The organism is Paraconexibacter algicola, from assembly GCF_003044185.1.
Taxonomy (GTDB): Bacteria; Actinomycetota; Thermoleophilia; order Solirubrobacterales; family Solirubrobacteraceae; genus Paraconexibacter; species Paraconexibacter algicola.
Genome location: NZ_PYYB01000001.1, coordinates 2,854,078 through 2,873,537, shown reverse-complemented (window position 1 = coordinate 2,873,537; position 19,460 = coordinate 2,854,078). Strand labels below are relative to the sequence as shown.

General features: G+C 74.5%; 20 protein-coding genes and 1 other RNA gene. 10 read left to right on the top strand and 11 right to left on the bottom strand.

What is annotated here, in order from left to right:
• Nucleotides 1-34 precede the first annotated feature (34 nt).
• Nucleotides 35-1,759: a GMC oxidoreductase gene (locus C7Y72_RS13525; RefSeq protein WP_107569350.1), complete on the top strand. Its 1,725-nt coding sequence runs from the start codon at nucleotides 35-37 to the stop codon at nucleotides 1,757-1,759.
• Here the strand turns inward: C7Y72_RS13525 and C7Y72_RS13520 are convergent.
• From C7Y72_RS13520 to C7Y72_RS13505, 4 genes are read right to left on the bottom strand one after another with little or no spacing between them, the layout of a single operon-like run.
• The gene (locus C7Y72_RS13520; protein ID WP_107569348.1) at nucleotides 1,683-2,276 is read right to left on the bottom strand and encodes a ferric reductase-like transmembrane domain-containing protein; all 594 of its coding nucleotides are present in this window, start codon (nucleotides 2,274-2,276) and stop codon (nucleotides 1,683-1,685) included. The two genes, C7Y72_RS13525 and C7Y72_RS13520, sit on opposite strands and share 77 nt — an antisense overlap.
• Entirely contained in the window at nucleotides 2,273-3,196 is a 924-nt protein-coding gene (locus tag C7Y72_RS13515; RefSeq protein ID WP_107569346.1) for an FAD:protein FMN transferase, read from the bottom strand. The genes C7Y72_RS13520 and C7Y72_RS13515 overlap by 4 nt, the downstream gene beginning before the upstream one ends.
• Nucleotides 3,193-3,636, bottom strand: coding sequence for a hypothetical protein (locus tag C7Y72_RS22825; RefSeq protein WP_146175372.1), 444 nt, complete (start codon nucleotides 3,634-3,636; stop codon nucleotides 3,193-3,195). The genes C7Y72_RS13515 and C7Y72_RS22825 overlap by 4 nt, the downstream gene beginning before the upstream one ends.
• On the bottom strand, nucleotides 3,629-4,147 hold the full coding sequence (locus C7Y72_RS13505; protein ID WP_107569344.1) for a hypothetical protein: 519 nt from the start codon (nucleotides 4,145-4,147) through the stop codon (nucleotides 3,629-3,631). Before C7Y72_RS13505 ends, C7Y72_RS22825 begins: the two co-directional genes overlap by 8 nt.
• Before the next feature lie 90 nt (nucleotides 4,148-4,237).
• On the opposite strand from C7Y72_RS13505, the gene C7Y72_RS13500 reads away from it, so the two are divergent.
• Genes C7Y72_RS13500 through C7Y72_RS13490 form a run of 3 tightly spaced genes read left to right on the top strand, consistent with a single transcriptional unit; the run spans nucleotide 4,238 to nucleotide 6,716 of the window.
• Entirely contained in the window at nucleotides 4,238-4,927 is a 690-nt protein-coding gene (locus tag C7Y72_RS13500; protein WP_107569342.1) for a response regulator transcription factor, read from the top strand.
• The gene (locus C7Y72_RS13495; protein ID WP_107569340.1) at nucleotides 4,924-6,285 is read left to right on the top strand and encodes a sensor histidine kinase; all 1,362 of its coding nucleotides are present in this window, start codon (nucleotides 4,924-4,926) and stop codon (nucleotides 6,283-6,285) included. The genes C7Y72_RS13500 and C7Y72_RS13495 overlap by 4 nt, the downstream gene beginning before the upstream one ends.
• Nucleotides 6,282-6,716, top strand: a complete 435-nt coding sequence (locus C7Y72_RS13490) for a hypothetical protein (protein WP_107569338.1) — start codon at nucleotides 6,282-6,284, stop codon at nucleotides 6,714-6,716. The genes C7Y72_RS13495 and C7Y72_RS13490 overlap by 4 nt, the downstream gene beginning before the upstream one ends.
• Here the strand turns inward: C7Y72_RS13490 and C7Y72_RS13485 are convergent, their stop codons facing one another.
• Nucleotides 6,717-8,759 carry a neutral/alkaline non-lysosomal ceramidase N-terminal domain-containing protein gene (locus C7Y72_RS13485; RefSeq protein ID WP_107569335.1) on the bottom strand — a complete coding sequence of 681 codons (2,043 nt, stop codon included), beginning with the start codon at nucleotides 8,757-8,759 and terminating at the stop codon, nucleotides 6,717-6,719. It lies immediately after the preceding gene.
• A 274-nt stretch (nucleotides 8,760-9,033) separates the two neighbouring features.
• Between C7Y72_RS13485 and C7Y72_RS13480 the strand changes: the two genes are divergently transcribed.
• Both C7Y72_RS13480 and C7Y72_RS13475 read left to right on the top strand, forming a co-directional pair.
• The gene (locus C7Y72_RS13480; RefSeq protein ID WP_107569333.1) at nucleotides 9,034-9,639 is read left to right on the top strand and encodes a helix-turn-helix domain-containing protein; all 606 of its coding nucleotides are present in this window, start codon (nucleotides 9,034-9,036) and stop codon (nucleotides 9,637-9,639) included.
• Nucleotides 9,636-10,799: a benzoate/H(+) symporter BenE family transporter gene (locus C7Y72_RS13475; protein ID WP_199223936.1), complete on the top strand. Its 1,164-nt coding sequence runs from the start codon at nucleotides 9,636-9,638 to the stop codon at nucleotides 10,797-10,799. Before C7Y72_RS13480 ends, C7Y72_RS13475 begins: the two co-directional genes overlap by 4 nt.
• A gap of 3 nt (nucleotides 10,800-10,802) precedes the next feature.
• Here the strand turns inward: C7Y72_RS13475 and C7Y72_RS13470 are convergent, their stop codons facing one another.
• Nucleotides 10,803-11,264 (bottom strand): hypothetical protein, encoded by a 462-nt coding sequence (locus C7Y72_RS13470; protein ID WP_107569331.1) that lies wholly within the window; start codon nucleotides 11,262-11,264, stop codon nucleotides 10,803-10,805.
• A gap of 69 nt (nucleotides 11,265-11,333) precedes the next feature.
• Here C7Y72_RS13470 and C7Y72_RS23350 point away from each other — a divergent pair, with 69 nt between their 5' ends.
• The gene (locus C7Y72_RS23350; RefSeq protein WP_154732839.1) at nucleotides 11,334-11,501 is read left to right on the top strand and encodes a hypothetical protein; all 168 of its coding nucleotides are present in this window, start codon (nucleotides 11,334-11,336) and stop codon (nucleotides 11,499-11,501) included.
• A 168-nt stretch (nucleotides 11,502-11,669) separates the two neighbouring features.
• Here C7Y72_RS23350 and C7Y72_RS24160 read toward each other — a convergent pair whose 3' ends face one another.
• Both C7Y72_RS24160 and ssrA read right to left on the bottom strand, forming a co-directional pair.
• Complete coding sequence (locus C7Y72_RS24160) at nucleotides 11,670-12,377, bottom strand: collagen-like domain-containing protein (protein WP_107569329.1); 708 nt, start codon at nucleotides 12,375-12,377, stop codon at nucleotides 11,670-11,672.
• 226 nt (nucleotides 12,378-12,603) lie between these two features.
• Nucleotides 12,604-12,969, bottom strand: a transfer-messenger RNA (tmRNA) gene (ssrA, locus tag C7Y72_RS13460).
• A gap of 157 nt (nucleotides 12,970-13,126) precedes the next feature.
• On the opposite strand from ssrA, the gene C7Y72_RS13455 reads away from it, so the two are divergent.
• From C7Y72_RS13455 to C7Y72_RS13445, 3 genes are all read left to right on the top strand, one after another.
• Entirely contained in the window at nucleotides 13,127-14,383 is a 1,257-nt protein-coding gene (locus tag C7Y72_RS13455; RefSeq protein WP_107569327.1) for a copper amine oxidase, read from the top strand.
• Nucleotides 14,384-14,468: 85 nt separating this feature from the next.
• A complete protein-coding gene (locus C7Y72_RS13450) occupies nucleotides 14,469-16,265 on the top strand; it encodes a M3 family oligoendopeptidase (RefSeq protein WP_107569325.1) in 1,797 nt (598 codons plus the stop codon).
• On the top strand, nucleotides 16,262-17,185 hold the full coding sequence (locus C7Y72_RS13445) for a site-2 protease family protein (RefSeq protein WP_107569323.1): 924 nt from the start codon (nucleotides 16,262-16,264) through the stop codon (nucleotides 17,183-17,185). Before C7Y72_RS13450 ends, C7Y72_RS13445 begins: the two co-directional genes overlap by 4 nt.
• Nucleotides 17,186-17,198: 13 nt before the next feature.
• Here C7Y72_RS13445 and smpB read toward each other — a convergent pair whose 3' ends face one another.
• From smpB to C7Y72_RS13430, 3 genes are read right to left on the bottom strand one after another with little or no spacing between them, the layout of a single operon-like run.
• Nucleotides 17,199-17,678, bottom strand: coding sequence for an SsrA-binding protein SmpB (gene smpB / locus C7Y72_RS13440; RefSeq protein WP_107569321.1), 480 nt, complete (start codon nucleotides 17,676-17,678; stop codon nucleotides 17,199-17,201).
• A gap of 12 nt (nucleotides 17,679-17,690) precedes the next feature.
• Nucleotides 17,691-18,698, bottom strand: a complete 1,008-nt coding sequence (locus C7Y72_RS13435; RefSeq protein ID WP_107569319.1) for an SDR family NAD(P)-dependent oxidoreductase — start codon at nucleotides 18,696-18,698, stop codon at nucleotides 17,691-17,693.
• Nucleotides 18,698-19,459, bottom strand: a complete 762-nt coding sequence (locus tag C7Y72_RS13430) for a lysophospholipid acyltransferase family protein (RefSeq protein ID WP_107569317.1) — start codon at nucleotides 19,457-19,459, stop codon at nucleotides 18,698-18,700. Before C7Y72_RS13430 ends, C7Y72_RS13435 begins: the two co-directional genes overlap by 1 nt.
• Nucleotide 19,460 lies beyond the last annotated feature (1 nt).

The window sequence follows — 19,460 nt, the reverse complement described above, 5'->3', positions numbered from 1 at the left end:
CGCACGGTCACGAAGCACGGAGAGGGACGGACGGATGGCTGGAGTGGAGCGGCAGTACGACTACGACTGGATCGTCATCGGATCCGGGTTCGGCGGCAGCGTCAGCGCGCTGCGGCTCGCGCAGAAGGGCTACAAGGTCCTCGTGCTCGAGGCCGGCCGCCGGTTCGAGGACAAGGACTTCCCCAAGAGCACCTGGGACGCGCGCAACTACTTCTTCGCGCCGAAGCTCGGGATGCGCGGGATCCTGCGCCTGTCGATCTTCAAGGACATCTTCATCGCCTCCGGTGCCGGGGTCGGCGGCGGGTCGCTCGGCTACGCCAACACGCTCTACCGGGCACCCGAGCGGTTCTACAACGACGGCCAGTGGTCCTCCCTGGGCAACTGGGGCGTCGACCTCGAGGAGCACTACGACGAGGCCGAGCGGATGCTCGGGGTCACCGACTACTGGAAGGACGACGCCGCCGACCAGCTGCTGAAGGAGTTCGGCGAGGAGATCGGCTGCGGCGACACGTACTCCAAGACCCGCGTCGGCGTCTACCAGGGCACGCCGGGCGTCACCGTCCCCGACCCGTTCTTCGACGGCGAGGGCCCGGACCGCACGGGCTGCATCGACTGCGGCCGCTGCATGGTCGGCTGCCCGCACGGCGCGAAGAACACGCTGGTGAAGAACTACCTGTACCTCGCCGAGCAGCTCGGCGTGCGGGTCGAGCCGTCGCGGATGGTGCTCGACGTGCGGCCGCTGGCCCGCGCCGACGGCTCCGACGGCTACGTCGTCACCGACGAGCGCGCCGGCTCCTGGGTGCGCAAGGGCCGCCGCGAGCTGCGCGCACGCGGCGTCATCTTCTCCGCCGGCGCGCTGGGCACGAACCGCCTGCTGGCGAACATCAAGCACCGCGGCTCGCTGTCGATCAGCGACCAGCTCGGCGAGCTCGTGCGCACCAACAGCGAGGCGATCCTCGGCATCACCGTGCCCGAGGACTTCCCGGCCGACATCACCGACCGCGTCGCGATCACCTCGAGCATCTACCCCGACCCGGACACGCACATCGAGACGTGCGTCTACGGCGACGCGGGCGGCTCCATGCAGTACCTCAACACGATCCTCACCGGGGACGGGACGCGCGTGACGCGGCCGCTGAAGTGGGCGGCGACGGCGATCCGCCACCCGCGCCAGTTCTGGAAGGCGACGTTCTTCAAGGGCGGCAGCAAGCGCGCGATCATCATCCTCGTGATGCAGACGCTCGACAACGCGATCGCGCTGCGGGCGAAGCCGAAGCGGTTCGGCAAGGGCGTCAAGCTCGTCACCGAGCAGGACCCGCTGAAGCCCAACCCGACGTTCATCCCGATCGGCAACACGGTCACCCAGTGGTTCGCGGACCGCACCGGCGGGGTGCCGCAGTCCTCCACGATGGAGGCGCTCTTCAACATCCCGTCGACCGCGCACATCCTCGGCGGCGCGGTCATCGGCGCGGACGCGACGACCGGCGTGATCGACAAGGAGCAGCGGATCTTCGGCTACGAGAACCTGATGGTCTGCGACGGCGCCGCGGTGCCCGCGAACATCGGGGTCAACCCGTCGCTGACGATCACGGCGATGACCGAGCTGGCGATGAGCCGCATCCCGCGCAAGGGCGAGGACCGCAAGGCGCTGCACGCGGCCCCCACCCCGATCGATCTCGCGATCACGCAGGTGTCGCCGGAGCCGGTCGCGGTGCCCGCGGGGCCTTCGGCGGCGGGGCCGGCGTCGCCGGCTGCGTGATCCGCAGCAGGAACAGCGCGAGGATCGGCGCGCCGGTCAGCAGCAGCAGCGTCCGCATCCACGCGGTCGAGGCGTCGGTGCCGGCGCCCAGCGTGTGGGTCACCGACAGGACGTAGGCGAGGATCGCGAAGCGGTGGGCGGTGCGCCACCGCTTCGCGCCGAGGCGCTTGCGGGCGTAGAAGCTCAGGCCGAGCAGCGCGGCGAGGTAGCCGCCGACGATCCCGGCCGCGACCCACACGGTCCGGTAGTCGAGCGCGAAGGGGACGGCGATCCCGTCGACGCCGGGCCGCAGGTACGGGTCGCCGAGCAGGGTGACGCCGTGCAGGCCGATCGAGATCAGGCCGACGAGCGCGAGGTGCTCGTGGGCGCCGCGCATCGCGACGGCCATGCCGGGGCGGCGCCGGGCGCGGATCGACGCCCACAGGCCGAGGCCCACGGAGGCGGTGATGGCGAGCAGCGCGACGATCCCGGCGGCACGGGAGGCGAGCCACCAAGCGTGGTCGGTGACGACGGTCATGCGGGGATCTCCAGGACGGTGCGGTCGGACAGGACGAGGACGCCGCCACGGCGGGCGCGCAAGAGCGCGGCCCCGGCGATGGGGCCCTCGAGCAGCGCCTGCTTGGCGAGCAGCTCGGCCTCGAGGGCGGTCCGGGCCTGGGCGGTGGCCTGCACGACGCCGGTGTCGGCGGGGGCGCCGCTGCGCGGGTCGAGCAGGTGGTGGGCGACGGTCCCGTCGGCGGCGCGCCAGGCGCGGCGGACGATCGTGCTGGTGGCGACGGCGCCCCGGTCGATGGTGAGGCGGGCGATCGCCGGGGCGTCGGGCTCGGGGCCGGCGACGAGCACCTGCTGCGGCAGGTCGCGTCGGGTGCCGCCGACGCGGACGTCGCCGCCGAGGTCGACGGCGTAGCGGTCGAGGTCGCGCAGGCGGCGCGCGGCGAGGTCGGCGGCGAGGCCCTTCGCGGTCCCGCCGAGGTCGATCCGCACCCCGGGCGGCCGGGTGACGGCGCGGTGGTCGGCGGTGACGGTGACATGCGGCCGGTCCGGTCGCGGCCCGCCCGCACGCGGGGAGGTGGTGGCGTCGCGGCCGTCGGCGGCGTGCAGCTGCGCGAAGCTGCGGTCGTAGCCGGCGGCGACCAGCTGGGCGCCCAGGGTCGGGTCGACGAGCCCGCCGCTGCGCTCGCGGCACCACAGCGCGGCGGCGATCGCCCGGCCGAGCAGCGGGTGCACGGGCACGGTGTCGCGCGGGTCGTCGTTGAGCCGCTCGAGGTCGGACGCCGGGTCGAAGCGGGTCCAGCGCGCGGCGAGCAGGTCGAGCTCGTCGGCGACGGCCCGCAGGCGGGCGGCGACGCCGGCGCGGGGCCGGTCCTGCGCGCCGCCGACGAGCGTCAGCCGCGTGCCCATGGTCGGGACGGTGAGCGACTCCCACACGTCGCTCACGACCCCTGGCTGACGACGGGCGGCGGCGGCGCGACCGGGACGGGCGCCGGGGCCGGGGCGGCGGCGACCGGTGCCGCGGGCGCTGCGGGGGCGACCGCGACCGGCGCGGCGGTGCGGACGACCGGGGCGGCGGCCCCTCCCCCGCCTGCGCCGGCGACGACGCGCCGCGTGACGAGGACCTTGCGGATCACGACGATCCGTCGCGGGGTGGCCGCGGCCGCCTGGGCGCGGGCGTTGGCCTGCGCCCAGTCACGGGCCGCGGTCTGGGTGGCGACCCGGGCGGCGTGCTCCCGGGCCGCGATCTGCTGCAGCGCCGGATCGTTGCCGGTCGCGGCCTGCACGGCGAGGAAGCCGCCGGCCGCGACCGTGCACGCCACCGACGTGCCGAGCGTCTGGGTGGCGCGGGCGCGCCAGCGGACGGGTTCGCGGCGCTCAGTCATCCTCGCCGTCGTCCTCGCGCTCGCCGCCGTGGTCGTCGCCGCGGTCGTCGTCGGACTCGTAGCGGTCGTCGTCACCGCCGCGGTCGTCACCGGCCTCGTAGCGGTCGTCGTCACCGCCGCGGTCGTCACCGGCCTCGGAGCGGTCGTCGCGCTCGCGCTCGCCGCCGTGGTCGTCGGAGCGGTCGTCGTCGCCGCGGGCGACGCGCACGGGCGCGGTCGCGGCGCTCGCCGCGGGCGCCGCCGCGACGGGCGCGGGCCGCGAGGAGGACGAGGACGAGCTCCCGCGCGAGGGCGAGGTGGCGGGGACCGTCTCGGTGCGGCGCACGGTCTCGGTCCGCACCTCCACGACCGGCTCGGGCGTCGCCACCGGGGCGGCGGTGACGGCGGCGGCGGGCGCCGCGGTGACGGCGGGGTCCGCCGCGTCGGGCTGGGAGGCGAGCGCGATGGCGCCGAGGCCGCCGAGCGCAGCGACGGTGACGGAGGTGACGATGAGCTTGGGGCGGGTGATCATGCTCCGTACTGTGCGGGAGCGCCGGTCAGCCGCCGGCGAGCACCGGGTAAGCGCCGGGTAACGCGCCCCGGAACCCGGTAGAACCTCCCCATGCCCGGAGCCCAGAGCCTGCTCGTGGTCGAGGACGAGGACTCGATCCTCCAGCCGCTGCTGCGCGCCCTCGCGCGTGCGGGCTTCGAGCCGACGAGCGCCCGCTCGGTCCGCGAGGCGACGGCCCTGATCGACCGCCGGAGCTTCGATCTCGTCCTCCTGGACCTCGGGCTGCCCGACGGCGACGGCCGCGACGTCTGCCGGCACCTGCGGCGCACGAGCGAGACCCCGGTGATCATGCTGACCGCGCGCGGCGCGGAGATCGACCGCATCGTCGGGCTCGAGCTCGGCGCCGACGACTACGTGGTGAAGCCGTTCAGCAGCGACGAGCTCGTCGCGCGGATCCGTGCGGTGCTGCGCCGCAGCGCGGGCGACGCGGGCACGCGACGCCCGCAGGAGGCGGTGACGGTCGCGGCGCTGCAGGTCGATCCCGCCGCGCGCACGGCGCGGGTGGACGACGTCGAGCTCGATCTCACGCGGCGCGAGTTCGACCTGCTGTTCGCGCTCGCGCGCCGCGCAGGGTCGGTCGCCGGGCGCGAGGAGCTGTTCGACGAGGTCTGGGGCACCGGCTGGTTCGGGACCGGAAAGACCCTGGACGTGCACGTGGCGGGCCTGCGCCGCAAGCTGCCCCCGGGCGCGCCGCCGATCACGACGCTGCGCGGGGTCGGCTACCGGATGGACGTGCCGTGAGCCTGCGCGCGCGACTGCTGCTGGCGATCGCCTACCCGCTGGTGGTCGCGATCATCGCGCTGGCGGTCCCGCTGACCGTGAACCTGCACGACCGGGTCGAGGCGGAGGTGCGCGAGCAGGCCAGCACGCAGGCGTCGCTGCTCGCGGCGACGGTGCCCGAGCTCGACGCCGCCTCGCTGCGCGAGCTCGTCCGCCAGGGCGGCGAGCGCACCGGCGGCCGCGTGGTGGTGACCGACCGCACCGGGGTCGTGCTGGCCGACAGCGAGGACGCGGGCGCGATCGGGGCGGGCTTCGGGGCGCGCCCGGAGATCGCGGCGGCGCTCGCGGGCCGGCGGTTCCAGGAGGAGCGGTCGAGCTCGACGCTGGGGACCGACCTGCTCGCCACCGCGGTCCCGGTCGTGCGCGCGGGCGAGCCGGACGGCGCGGTGCGCATCACCCAGGACACGCGCGCGGTGGCGGACGCGACGACGCGCGCGACCACCGGCATCGCCGCGGTGTCCGGGATCGTGCTCGGGGCGGGCCTGCTGCTCGCCGCCGTGCTGGCGGCCCAGCTGGCGCGCCCGTCGCGGCAGCTGCAGGCCGCCGCCGAGCGGCTGGCGGTCGGGGACCTGCAGGCCCGCGCCCCCGAGACGGGCGCGAAGGAGCAGCGTCGGGTCGCGGTCGCGTTCAACGACATGGCGGTCCGGCTGGGTCGCCTGCTGGACGGTCAGCGGGCGTTCGTGGCGGACGCCTCGCATCAGCTGCGCACGCCGCTGACGGGGATGCGGCTGCGGCTGGAGGAGATCCGGCACGCCGACGTGCCGGTCGCGGTCCGCGAGGACGCCGACGCGGCGATCGCGGAGCTGGACCGGCTCTCCCGGACGGTCGACGAGCTGCTGGTGCTCTCCCAGGCGGGCGAGCGCGACGCGCCGGCGGAGCGCCTGAGCCTCGAGGCGGTGCTGGCCGAGACGTTCGACCGCTGGTCGGCGCAGGCGCACGCGCAGGGCGCGACGCTCGTGCTGGCGGACGGGGAGCCGGTGACCGGGGTGGCGGCGGAGGCGGACCTGCACCGCGCGCTGGACGTGCTGGTGGAGAACGCGCTGGCCTACGGCGGGCCCGGGGTGACCGTGACGCTGCGGGCGCGCCCGGGTGCGGTCGAGGTGCTCGACGACGGTCCGGGCCCGGAGCCCGGCGAGGAGGACGAGGTGTTCGACCGCTTCCATCGGGGCAGTGCGGCGCGGGCGGGCGGCTCGCGCACGCCGGGCACGGGCCTGGGACTGGCGATCGCGCGGGAGCTCGCGCAGCGCTGGGGCGGCGCGGCGTCGTTGCGGCGCGGCCCGGCGGGCGGCGCGGTCGCGACCCTGGAGGTGCCGTCGTGATCCCGCAGGGTCGTCTGCGCACGGCCGTCCTGGGCCTGGCGCTCGTGCTGGCGGGCGTGGCGTTCGCGGTCGGCCTGGCGCTGCTGACCACGCGGATCGCATCGCCGCAGATCGGGTTGCGCGGCACGCCGGGGATCCTCTCCCCCGCGGACCTCGGCGCGACCGTGCAGCGGCGCACGACGACCGCTCCGACCCGCACGACCGCCCGTCCGACCCGGACGCGGACGACCCGGACCACCCGTTCCACCCGCGCGACGGCGCCCACGCGCCCGCCGCGTCCCCCGTCGACACCCGCGCCCGCGGCGACCGCGCCTCCCCCGGTCGCGACCGTCGCGCCGTCGGGCAGCGACGACGACGGCGAGGACGACTCCGGACGGGGCCGGGGCCGCGGTCGCGGCGGCGACGGGGACGGGGACGGGGACGACGACTGATCAGCGCACGAGCGTGAACGGGCTCGTCGTCAGCGCGTAGCCGTTGGCGGTGATGCGGATGCGGTGGGTGCCCGCGTCGGCGCCGCGGGGGACGAGCCACTCGCCGCGGTGGCGGCCGGCGTCGTCGACCTGCCAGCGCAGGTCGATCCAGCGGTCATCGCTGACCGTGCGCCAGCGTCCGGCGACGCGGCGCTCCACGGTCAGGAAGGCCGTGTCGAGCGGCTTGTCGTAGCCGCCGGGGCCGCCCTGCCAGGAGAACGGGACGGTCTGGCCGCCGCGGCGGCCGTCCGGTGGCTGGGCGAGCATCCGCCCGTCGGTGGCGCCGGTCGGGTAGGGCTCGCCGTCGGCGACGACGCCGTTGCGCGGGTCGAAGTCGTAGGGCTGCGGCGCCTCGCCACGACCGGTGAGGTTGCGCGCGAGCGCGACGAGCGCGTCGGTCAGCAGCACGCTCGCGTTGGTCCCGTAGATCTGCGAGCCGCCCTCGTAGTGCTGGCGCGCGTACTCCTCGGGGGTCACGAAGTACTGGAAGAACTCGTTGGTCAGGCCGGCGACGATGACGCGCCGCACGCCCGCGCCGCCGATCGCGTCGAGGATCCTCTGGCGGACCCGGCGGCCGGTCTCGACGGTCGGCTCGCCGGGCAGCGAGGCGATGATCCGGTCGCGGACGCGGACGGTGAACAGCGGCGCGCCGTTGGGGTAGGAGTCGGTGCTCGACGCGGGGACCGCGATCTTGTGCCCGTGACCGGCGAAGCCGTCCTCGACCGGGCTGCGCTGGTCCTCCAGCGGGATCCCGGTGAGGTCGAAGAGCGGGCCGCGTCCCTCCTCGCTGCCGGTGAGGAACGGCAGGCCGGGGATGGGCTGGGCGCTCGTCGGCCCGGCGGAGGAGTCCTGGCCGCAGAAGCACACGCGCGTCCAGCGCAGGTCCAGGGCGGGCCGGGTGGTCATCGACCGGCCCGCGGCGCTCCAGGCGCGCAGCATCGCGGCGGCCTCGGCGCGGCCGACCTCCTCGGCGTGCTCGGGGCCCTGCTCGTCGAGCCCGGCGGACTGGTCGCCCTCGTTGCCGTTGCCGTAGACGCCGACGACCGCCCGTGCGGCGGGGACCTTGCCGCGGCGCCGGACCTCGCGTTCGAAGACGCGGGTCGCCGGGCCGTGGTGGTCCTGGTTGTAGAACTGGTAGCTCGACGGGTTGACGGTGCCGTGGTTGGCGAACATGAGCCAGCCGCCGATCGGGACCGCAACGGTGCGGCGGCAGCGCGTGCGGCGTCCCTGGCGGGTGCACGGCGTGGAGCGCCGCACGAGCCGGTCGACGCGCAGCACGTCGACGTCCGGGTCGATGGTGTGCAGCACGCCGTCGGGGTCGAGCTCGGGTCGGCCCTGTCCGCGCGCGAGGATCTGCCCGTGGTCGGCGAGGTGCGCCTCGATCGAGCGGTTCTTCGTGACGTCGGGGAGCGTGGCGGAGCCCCAGCCGACGCGGGCGGGCCCGAGGTCGCGGTCGGCCTGCCGCAGGGCGAGCGCGATCCGCTGCGCGAGGAAGGTGTAGAGCCGCCGGTCCGTGGGCTTGGGGTCGAGGAACTCGACGAACGAGGACGGGTTGCCGATGGTCGCGGGACTGGGCGCGACGGTGTTGAGCGTCGAGAAGTTCGCGAACCCCGACGGTCCGGCGTGGGTGTGGGAGGCGGAGACGACGACGTTGCGCTCGGTGAAGCCGCGGTCGGCGGTGCGGTCGGCGACCTCCTTGACGAGCCCGCCGACGGCGGCGAAGAGGTCGACGGAGACGAGCGCGACCTTCGTGCCGCCGCGCTCGAGGACGATCGCCTTGGCCATCAGCCGGGTGTGGACCCCACGGCCGAGCCGGTCGGCCCGGACCCAGCCGCCGAGCGGCGAGCCGGTGGGCGGCGTGATGTCGGCCTGCCCGACGCCGACGCGCACGGGGGGCGCGGCGGGCGGCCCGGCGGCCGCGGCGACGGGCGCCCCGAGCGCCGCGGTGGCCGCGAGGACCGCCCCGATCGTGGTCGCGCGTCGTGGAGTCGTCCTCGCCCTCATGGCGCGGGAGCGTAGACCTCCGGGCCATGGTGGTGGGGGTTCCTGTGCGACAGCCTGCCGGCATGGCGCACTCCAGAACCAGCCCGTCCACCCCGACTCCCGCGGCGAAGCTCGCCCCGTTGCCGGACCTGCGCGGTATCCGGCGGTCCCCCGGCCGGCACTGGCACGATCCGGCGAAGGCGCGCACGCGCCGCGGGCCGGCGCTCTCCCGCTGAGGCGGGTGAGCGCGGGCGGGAGGGACCCCGCCCTTCACTAGAGTTGTCGACCATCCATCATGGTCGATAGCTCTGGTTCCCCCGGTGACCCGCCCGATCTCGACGTCCTCGCGCGTCGGGTCGGGCGGGTCGTCCATCTGCACCGCACCGCGCAGGGCCTCTCGCTCGGTGCTCTCGCGCGCGCCGCGGGGCTCTCGACGACGATCGTCTCGCGGATCGAGTCCGGGCACGGCAATCCGTCGATGGAGACGCTGTGGCGGCTCTCGCGCGCGCTCGGCGTCCCGCTCGGCGCGCTGCTGGCCGAGGAGGAGACGCCGAGCGTCCGACGGATCGACGCCCGTTCGGGGGAGCGGATGCTCGCCGACTCGGGCATGACCGGTTGGCTGGTGCACGCCAAGAGCGCCCCGCACCGCTCGGAGGCGTACTGGTGCGACGTGCCGCGCGGGACCGATCAGGCGAGCGTCGCGCACCTGCCGGGCAGCGAGGAGGTGCTGCTGTGCCTGTCCGGTCGGCTGCTGGTCGGCCCGCCCGGCGAGGAGCAGGAGCTCGTCCCCGGTGACGCGGTGTGGTTCGCGGCCGACGTCCCGCACCGCTACCACGCGCTGGAGGACTCGACCGCGCTCTCGTGGGTCCTCTACCCCCCGCCGGCCGGGACGACGACGTGAGGGCCAACGCCCAGCCGCTCGTCACGGGCGCGGTGATGGCGGTCGTCGGGTTCGCGGGCGCGTTCACGATCGTCCTCTCCGGACTCGTGGGCGTCGGGGCGAGCCCGGCGCAGGCGGCGTCGGGCCTGACGGTCCTGTGTCTGACGCAGGCGGTCGTGGCGATCGTCCTGGGCCTGCGGTTCCGGATGCCGATCAGCGTCGCGTGGTCGACGCCGGGGGCGGCCCTGCTGGCGACCGCGGGGCCCGTCGACGGCGGCTACGCGGCGGCGCTCGGGGCGTTCCTGGTCTGCGGTGCGCTGATCGTCCTGGCGGGCCTGTCGCGGACGCTAGGCCGCGCGATCGCGGCGATCCCGGTGCCGCTCGCCAGCGCGATGCTCGCGGGCGTCCTGCTGCCGCTGTGCCTGGCGCCCGCGACCGCGGCGGCGGAGCTGCCGGCGCAGGCGCTGCCCGTCATCGCGGTCTGGCTGGTGCTGATGCGGTTCGCGCGCCGCTACGCGGTGCCGGGTGCGCTGGTCGCGACGGCGCTGGCGGTGCTGCTGGATCCGGGCTCGGGCGCTGCGATCGAGGGGGATCTCGCCCCGACGCTCGTGTGGACGACGCCCGCGTTCGATCCCGGCACGATCGTGGGGATCGGGGTGCCGCTGTTCCTCGTGACGATGGCCTCGCAGAACATCCCGGGCATGGGGGTCCTGGCCTCGTTCGGCTACCGGCCGCCGCTGCGGCCGATCCTCACCGGGACCGGCCTGGGCACGATCGTGGGCGCGCCGCTAGGCGGGCACGCGATCAACCTCGCGGCGATCACGGCCGCGCTCGGCGCGGGCCCGGAGGCGGACCCCGACCCGGAGCGCCGGTGGATCGCGACGGTGAGCGCGGGCGGCGTCTACGTGGTCCTGGGCGTGGGCGCGGCCCTCGCGACCGCGCTCATCACCGCGGTGCCGATGCTGCTGGTGCAGACGGTCGCCGGGCTCGCGCTGGTGACCGCGCTGGCCGGGGCGCTGGCGACCGCGCTGGCGGACGAGCGCCACCGCGACGCGGCGGTCGTGACCCTGGTGACGTGCGCTTCGGGCATCACGGCGCTGGGGGTCAGCGCCGCGTTCTGGGGCCTGCTCGCCGGGCTCGCGGTTCTCGGGCTCCAGCGCGTGGGCGACGGCGGGCGGTAAGCCTCAGCGTCCGAGCCGGCGCAGGAACTCCTGGACCTGGTGGGGCACGGTCTCGGCGATCTCCCGGATCGACGCGAGCCCGGCGCGCAGCTCGGCGTCCCCGACCTCGACGGGCGCCATCGAGTCCTGCAGCTCGGCGATGAGCGTGGCGGCCTCCTCGACGGCCTCCCCGGCGGCGGTGACGAACGAGGCCGCCCCCTGCGAGTGCACGCCGGGCGTTCCCGGGGCGACGACCGCGGCCGGGTCGAGGCCGTGGCGGCCGGCGAAGCCCGCGGCGGTCGCCTTCGCGCGACCGAGCGCCTGCTGGACCGGCCGGAAGAGGTCCGCCTCCAGGTGGTCGGCGGTCTGCTCGTCCAGCAGCTCGTAGGCCTCGCCGAGCTGGCCCATGGCGGTCTCCAGCTCCGCGACCGCGGCCGCGATCTCCTCGAGGATGCCGGCGCGGGCCTGGGCGGTCGTGTAGCTCATGGGCGCAGCCTAGTCGCCGCGCTGCAACTTCTCGTGCATGCCGCCCTCCCCGCCCGGCAGACTCGCCGCATGCTGCAGCTCGAGAACGATCTCGCGGCCGAGCTCGAAGCCCGCGACGAGCTGCTCGTCGCGTGCCGTGAGGTCCTGGCCGGCACGGGAACGGGCGCCGCCTCCGCGCTCGTCCAGCACATCGACGCGGTGCTCGACCTGGGCGCGGACGACCTGCGCCACTGCTGAGCGGCGACGTCGCCGTCGCCGGACGGGACCATCGGAGCCGACGCGGCGGCAGGGACGAGGCATCGCGGGACGCCCGAGGCCCGAAGCGCGTCCTGGACCCGCTGCGTCCGGGAGCTCGCTGGGATGCGCGCTTCCCGGACGCCGGGCGTCCGGACGTTCCGCCGTGGACTAGGGGCAGACGACGAGCAGCTTGAACTGCTCGTCGGTGGGCGTCAGGTCGGCGTGGGAGCCGACCCGGACCTCGACGACGCCATCGGCCTCGTTCACGATGTTGGCGCCCGCGCGGACGGACAGCTTCTTCGTGTTCGCGAACACCGAGCAGCCGTTCAGGTTCGCGGGGAAGTCGACCTCGGCGACACCGGTGGCGCCGGGTGCGATGACCGGAGCCGGCGACGACGACGCGATCGGCGCCGCGGTGTCGGTGACGCCCTCGACAAACAGTGACACGGCGTCCTGACCGGTCGCGCCCGCGGGACCCGTCGGGCCCGTCGGGCCGGCCGCGCCGGACTGGCCGGCCGCATCGGTGGGCCACTGCGGGCCGATCGGGCCGCTCTGGCCGTCAGCGCCCGTGGCGCCCTGCGGGCCGGGGGCGCCGTTCCCGCCGACGGGGCCCTGCCGGCCGGCGGCCCCGGCCGGACCGACCGCGCCCCGATCGCCCGTGGCTCCCTGGTCGCCCTTCGCGCCCGGAGCACCGGCCGCTCCGTCGCGGCCGTCCTCGCCGGCCAGCCCCTTCTTCGCCGATGCCGACAGATCGACCAGGCCGATCGAGCCGTTCTTGATGTCCTTGCCGGTGATCAGCTTCGCGGCGACGGCCGTGGCGCCGAGGGCCAGCGACATCACGAGCGCCACCGCCAGCGGCGCCGAGCTCTTCTTCATGGCGGGTGTCTCTCCTGTGGCTCGGACGCCGTCACACCACGCCACAGCGCTTCACCGTCCAGATCGGACGGGACCAGGAGATCTGAAGGAGCAGCAGGCCCGCGGAGGGCAGCCCTCGGGCCTCGGGCGACACGCCCCGCAGAACGAGTTCAGCCGCCTGACCCGGCGGCTGAACTCCCTGCTGGTCTTGTCCTTCAACGTCACCCGACTCGAACGAGCCGGGTCCCAGTGGAGACGGCGGGAATCGAACCCGCGTCCGCGACCGCGGACGAGCAGCGTCTACGAGCGTAGCCGGCACTCTGTTCTCATCCTGGGCTCGCCTTGCCGGCCGGGTTGCTCAGGACCAGCTCCCTGAAGATGTCCCCGGTTCGGCGGAAGCGGACCTCCCCGGGTGAGTCGGCATCTGATCCCGGCGATCCCCGCGGCCGACAGGCAGGGGCCGAGACCTCACGGCTCTAGCGGTGTGCTAGGCGGCGAGGGCGTACTCGTGAGAGTCCGCACGTATGGTTTTTCCGGGGTTTTACGAGGCCACCCGGAACCTCGACTCGCAACCACCCGCCCGAAACCGACCACGTCGAAGCCTGTCGTCCCCGGGGTGAGTGTCCTTCGCCACGAAGTGTAGCGCGACGAGGAATTGGCGCCGCGCAGTGATCCGGTAGAGGATGAGCGGCGAACACTCTTCATGCCGGGCGCGGGAGCGCTCCGGCGCGGGAGACCCCACACCACACCACCTGGAGGACGCACGCACCATGCGCAAGCTGTTCCTGAGCCTGTTCGCGATGATGTTCATCGCGACGGGCCTCGTGGTCGCCGGCTGCGGTGACGACGACGACAACTCGTCGTCGTCGTCCAGCACGGCGACCCAGACCGACGGCGGCACCGCCGACGCGGCCCTCGGCACCGAGTCCGGCGCCGCCGAGCTCCGTGCCACGCTGACGTCGACGCTCGACGAGCACGTCTACCTCGCCGCGATCGCCATCGGTCAGGGCCTGGGCAACGGGCTCGACTCGGGCGAGTTCAAGGCCGCCGCGGCGACCCTGGACAAGAACTCGGTCGCGCTGTCCGACGCCATCGGCTCGGTCTACGGCGAGGACGCCGGCAAGGCGTTCCTGCCGCTCTGGCGCAAGCACATCGGCTTCTTCGTCGACTACGCGAAGGCCAAGGCCACCAAGGACGACGCGGCCGCCGAGAAGGCCGCCAAGGACCTCGACGGCTACCGCACCGACTTCGGCGCGTTCCTGAACGGCGCGAACCCGAACCTCCCGACCGAGGCGGTCGCCGAGGAGCTCAAGCCCCACGTCGAGTCCGTCTTCGCGGTCGTCCGCGCGGCGGCCACCGGCTCGCCGAAGGTCTACGAGCGCATCGTCGAGGCGGCGTCGCACATGCCGAACACGGCGAACGTCCTCGCGGGCGGCATCGTCAAGCAGTTCCCCGACAAGTTCTCGGGCGCGACCGACGCGGGCGCCTCCGAGCTCCGCGCGCTCCTGACCGACCAGCTCGTCGGCCATGAGTACCTGGCGGGCATCGCCATCGTCACGGGCGTGACCGAGGGCCTCGACTCCGGTGCCTTCAAGGCCGCCGCCGAGGCGCTGGACACGAACTCCGTCGCCCTGAGCGAGTCGATCGGCTCGGTCTACGGTGACGACGCCGCCAAGGCGTTCCTGCCCCTGTGGCGCAAGCACATCGGCTTCTTCGTGGACTACACGAAGGCCAAGGCGGAGAAGGACGACGCCGCTGCCGAGAAGGCCGCCGAGGAGCTCGACGGCTACCGCACGGACTTCGGCGCGTTCCTCGAGGGCGCGAACCCGAACCTCCCGGCCGACGCGGTCGCCGAGGCCCTGAAGCCGCACGTCGAGGCGACGTTCGCCGCCATCGACTCGGTCGTCGCGGGCGACGGCAAGGCGTTCGACCTGCTGCAGACGGCGGCGTCGCACATGCCGATGATCGCCAACACCCTCGCGGGTGGCATCGCCAAGCAGTTCCCGGACAAGTTCCCGGCCTCGTAGCACTTCGGGCGCACGCCGAAGGATGTAGGTGACGTACGCGGGCGGGTCCGAAAGGACCCGCCCGCCGTCGTCTAGATTGGATGTCATGAGCACCACTGAGCTGGACGTCGCCTGGAACCTCGAGGACCTCGTCGACGGCGAGGGCGCCGCCGGTGTCGACCGGCAGCTGGACGAGGCGACGAGCCGCGCCTCCGCGTTCGCGCAGCGGTACGCCGGGAAGGTCGCGCAGCTCGACGGGCCGGGTCTCGCCGAGGCGATGGCCGAGCTGGCCGCGATCACCGACCTCGTCGGCCGCGCCGGCAGCTACGCGTCGCTGCAGTTCAGCGCCGACACGCAGAAGCCCGAGCACGGCGCGCTGATGCAGAAGGTCCAGGAGCGCGGGACCGTGATCGAGACGACGCTCGTGTTCTTCGACCTCGAGTGGGCGGCGATCGACGACGCGCGCGCCGAGGAGCTGCTGCAGGCCGACGGCCTCGAGCAGTGCCGTCACCACCTGCGCACCGCGCGCGCCTACCGGCCCTACCTCCTCTCCGAGCCGGAGGAGAAGCTCCTGGCCGAGAAGGCGGTCAGCGGCCGTGACGCCTGGTCGCGCCTGTTCAGCGAGCTGACCAGCGCCCTGCAGGTCCACCTCCCCGACCAGGACGAGCCGGTCGCGCTCGACGTGGCGCTCAGCCGCCTGCAGGCCGGGGACCGCGAGGTGCGCCGCACCGCCGCCGAGGCCGTCACCGCGGCGCTCGAGCCCGGGCTGCGCACGCGCGCCTACCTCTTCAACACGCTGCTGCACGACAAGGCGGTCGACGACCGGCTGCGCGGCTTCCCCTCCTGGATCTCCTCGCGCAACCTCTCCAACGAGGCCAGCGACGAGTCCGTGCAGGCGCTCGTCGACGCCGTCAAGGGCGCCTACGACATCCCGCGCCGCTGGTACACGCTGAAGGCGAAGCTGCTGGGGATCGACCGGATCGCCGACTACGACCGGGCCGCGTCGGTCACCGGGGACGAGGAGCAGATCCCCTGGGAGGACGCCAAGGACCTCGTGCTCGAGTCGTTCAACGACTTCTCCCCCGTGCTCGGCGACACCGCCCGCCGGTTCTTCGACGAGCGCTGGATCGACGCGCCCGTGCGGCCCGGCAAGCGGGGCGGGGCGTTCTGCGCGTACACGACGCCGACCGTGCACCCGTACGTGCTGCTGAACTACACGTCGCTGCGCCGCGACGTCCTGACGCTCGCGCACGAGCTCGGCCACGGGCTGCACGCCGCGCTGGCGATCCCGCGCGGCCCGTTCGAGCAGCACACGCCCCTGACGGTCTGCGAGACCGCCTCCGTGTTCGGGGAGACGCTCGTCTTCAAGCGCCTGCTCGGGCAGGCCGACACGCCCGAGTCGCGGCTGTCGCTGCTCGCCGGCAACCTCGAGGACGGCATCGCCACCGTGTTCCGGCAGGTCGCGATGAACCAGTTCGAGCACGCGGTCCACACCGCGCGCCGGGAGGAGGGCGAGCTGTCGGTCGAGCGGTTCGGGGACCTCTGGCACCAGACCCAGCACGACCTGCTCGGCGACGCCGTCGAGCTGACCGACGGGTACCGCAGCTGGTGGTCCTACATCCCGCACTTCATCGGCTCCCCCGGCTACGTGTACGCGTACGCCTACGGGCAGCTGCTGGCCCTGAGCGTGTACCGCCGCTACGAGGAGGAGGGCGCGTCGTTCGTCCCCGCCTACGTCGACATGCTCGCCGCGGGCGGCTCCAGGAGCCCCGAGGAGCTCGGGAAGATCGCCGGCCTGGACCTCACCGACCCCGGCTTCTGGACCGCGGGCCTCGCGCTCGTGCGTCAGCGCCTGGAGGAGGCGGAGGAGGCCGCCGAGGCGGTCCTCGCCACCCGCGGATGAGCCCCCCGGGCCACCCACCGACCCCGCCGGCGGGCTGGCTGCCACCGGCCGCCGCGCCGGACCCGGCGCGGCTGCCCGACGCGGCGGCGGGCACCGGCCCCGACGACCGGCCCGACTCGCCCGCGGGCGTCCCGTCCGACCCGCCGCCGCGCCCCGACGGCTGGCGGCGATACGTCGGCCCGGTCGCGGTCGTCGGCGCGTTCCTGCTGAAGTTCGGGAAGGTCGCGTTCGTCGCGCTGAAGGGCGCGAAGTTCCTCACCACGAGCCTGTCGATGCTCGTGTCGATCGCGGCGTACTCGCTGATCTGGGGGATCTGGTTCGCGATCGGCTTCGTCGTGCTGCTGCTCGTGCACGAGCTCGGGCACGGCCTGCAGATGCGCCGCGAGGGGATCAAGACGTCCCCGATCGTCTTCGTCCCGTTCATGGGCGCGGTCATCGCCATGAAGGACCTCCCCAAGGACGCAGCGATGGAGGCGCGCGTCGGCCTCGCCGGGCCGGTGCTCGGGTCGCTCGCCGCGGCGCTGTGCCTCGTCCCCTACGCGCTGACCGGCGACGAGTTCTGGCGGGCGCTGGCGTTCGTCGGGTTCTTCCTGAACCTGTTCAACCTCGCGCCCGTCACGCCGCTGGACGGCGGTCGCGCGATCGCCGCGCTGACGCCGTGGATGTGGTTCGTCGGGCTCGGGCTCGTGTTCGTGATGGTCTTCACGTTCCCCAGCCCGATCCTCATCCTCATCGCGCTGCTCGGCGCCTTCGACGTGTACACGCGCTGGAAGCGGCGCGCCGAGCCCGGCGGCCGCGAGTACTACCGCGTCCCGAAGGGCACCCGGGCGCGCGTCGCCGCCGTGTACGTGACGCTGCTCGTGGCGTTGGCGGTCGGCATGGACGCCACGTTCCTCGAGCGCGACCTCGACGACGTCTGAGCGCGGGCGCCGCTCAGGCGTAGCCGGCGTCGCGCAGGGCGCGCTGGGTCTCGCGCTCCTGGTCGCGCTTCTTGATCGACTCGCGCTTGTCGTAGGCGTTCTTGCCGCGACCGAGCGCGATCTCGACCTTCGCGCGCGGCCCCTTGAAGTACAGGCGGGTCGGCACGAGCGTCAGGCCCTTCTCCTTGACCTGGAGCTGCAGCTTCTCGAGCTCGCGGGCCTTGAGCAGCAGCTTGCGCGGCCGCTCCGGCTGGTGGTTCTCGCGGGACGCGGGACCGTACGGCGGGATGTGCACGTTGTGCAGCCACAGCTCGCCACCGGAGACCGCGGCGTACCCGTCCTTGATCTGGGCGGTGCCGACGCGCAGCGACTTCACCTCGGAGCCGCGCAGCACGATGCCGCACTCGAGCGTGTCGAGGAAGTCGAAGCGGAACGCGGCCTGCCGGTTGGTCGCCACGTCCCCTGAGGCCATCTTGCGCTTGCCCTTGGACATCTCCGTCTGAGACTACGCGGTGGCCGCGCCCGGCAGCGGACGCGTCACGAGCCCCTCGGCGACCGCCCACTCCATCGTGCGGCGGAACGTCTCGCGCACCGGCGTGTACTGCAGCCCCAGCTCGCGGGTCGCGCGCGAGCCGTCGTAGCGGTGCCCGTGGAGGATCGTGTCGACGCGCGCGCGGCAGATCGGCGAGGTGCGACCGGTGACGGCGAGGGCGCGCTCGACGAGCGTCGCGGTCCCGCGGGCGAGCGCGGGCGGCACCATCGGCACCTTCCCGCCAACCCCGGCGAGCTCGGAGACCAGCAGCAGCGCCTCGGTCGACGTGATCGTCGCGCCGTTGAGGACGTAGCGCGACCCGGGCGTCCCGGCGGTCTCCGCGAGCACGTGCGCCGCGACGACGTCCTGCACGTCCACGACGCTCACGTAGGTGTCGACGAACGCGCGCAGGCGGCCGTTGAGGTAGGCGATGATGATCGCCCCGTTGCCGCCCCGCCGCGGCGGCCCCTGCACCGAGGACGGGTTCAGCGCCACGACCTCGACCCCGTCGCGCTGCGCGGTCGCGAACGCGACCCGCTCGGCCTCGTGCTTGCTGCGGTCGTAGACGGAGAGGTAGCTGCCGCGGTGCGGGGAGTCCTCGGTCCCGACCGTGCCGTGCGCCTCCCCGAGCGACGCGGCCGACGAGGTGAAGACGACGCGCCGGACCCCGGCCGCGGCGGCCTCGCGCACGACCGTCTCGGTCCCGCGGACGTTGACCGCCAGCAGCCGCTCGGGATCCTTGGGGCAGTGCGAGTTGACGCCGGCGACGTGGTGGACGACGTCGCAGCCCGCGAGGCCCTGGGCGACCGCGGCCGCGTCGAGGACGTCGCCGCGCACCACCCGCGCACCGAGCGCCTGCAGGGCGGCGGCCGCGTCATCGGTGCGGGCCAGCCCGACGACCTCGTCGCCGCGCTCCACGAGCCGCCGCGTGAGCTGCCCGCCGATGAACCCACCACCGCCGGTCAGGAAGACGCGCGCCATCAGGCCGCCTCTCCCCCGCCCGCACCCTCGGAGGCGTCGGCGCCCGCCCGGGCGGCGCGGCGACGGGCGAGCTTCGGGTCCGGTGTCGTGCGCGCCCCCTGCTGCTCGAGGAACACGCGGACCTGCTCCATGACCTCGAAGCGGTCGTCCTGCGGCGTGGCGCGGATCGGGGCCCCGAACGTCACGGAGATCGGGTGGCGCGAGAGCCGCGAGGGCCGCTCCATCCAGCGCCGGCCGGTCGGCATCGCCACGTGGGTGCCCGCGGTGTGCACGGGCACGATCGGCAGCCCGTAGGTGGCGGCAAGCACCGCGGCGCCGGTGCGGAGCTTGCCGACGGACCCGTCGCGGGAGCGGGTGCCCTCTGCGTACACGACGAGCGACCAGCGGTCGTCGAGCAGGCGGCGCAGGTGCGCGGTGGCGTCCTCGTCCAGGCCGCCGCCGCGGCGCTCCAGCGGGATCGTGCCGAACGCCAGCGACACGCTGACCGCGAGGTGCTGCTTGGAGTAGAAGTAGTCCGCGGCGGCGGCCACCGCGGTGCGGCGCCGCCAGCGCGGCGGCAGCGAGCGCAGCAGCACCGGGGTGTCCGCGTGGCTGGCGTGGTTGGCGACGAACAGGACCGGCGCGTCGAGCCCGTCCAGGTGCTCCTGCCCGCGGACGGTGCGGTGGCAGTAGAAGGAGATCAGCGGGTCGAAAACCCCGCAGACGATCCCCTCGCGGGCCAGCCGCGCCGGCGGGGTCCGCGCCCAGGACGTGTCGTACATC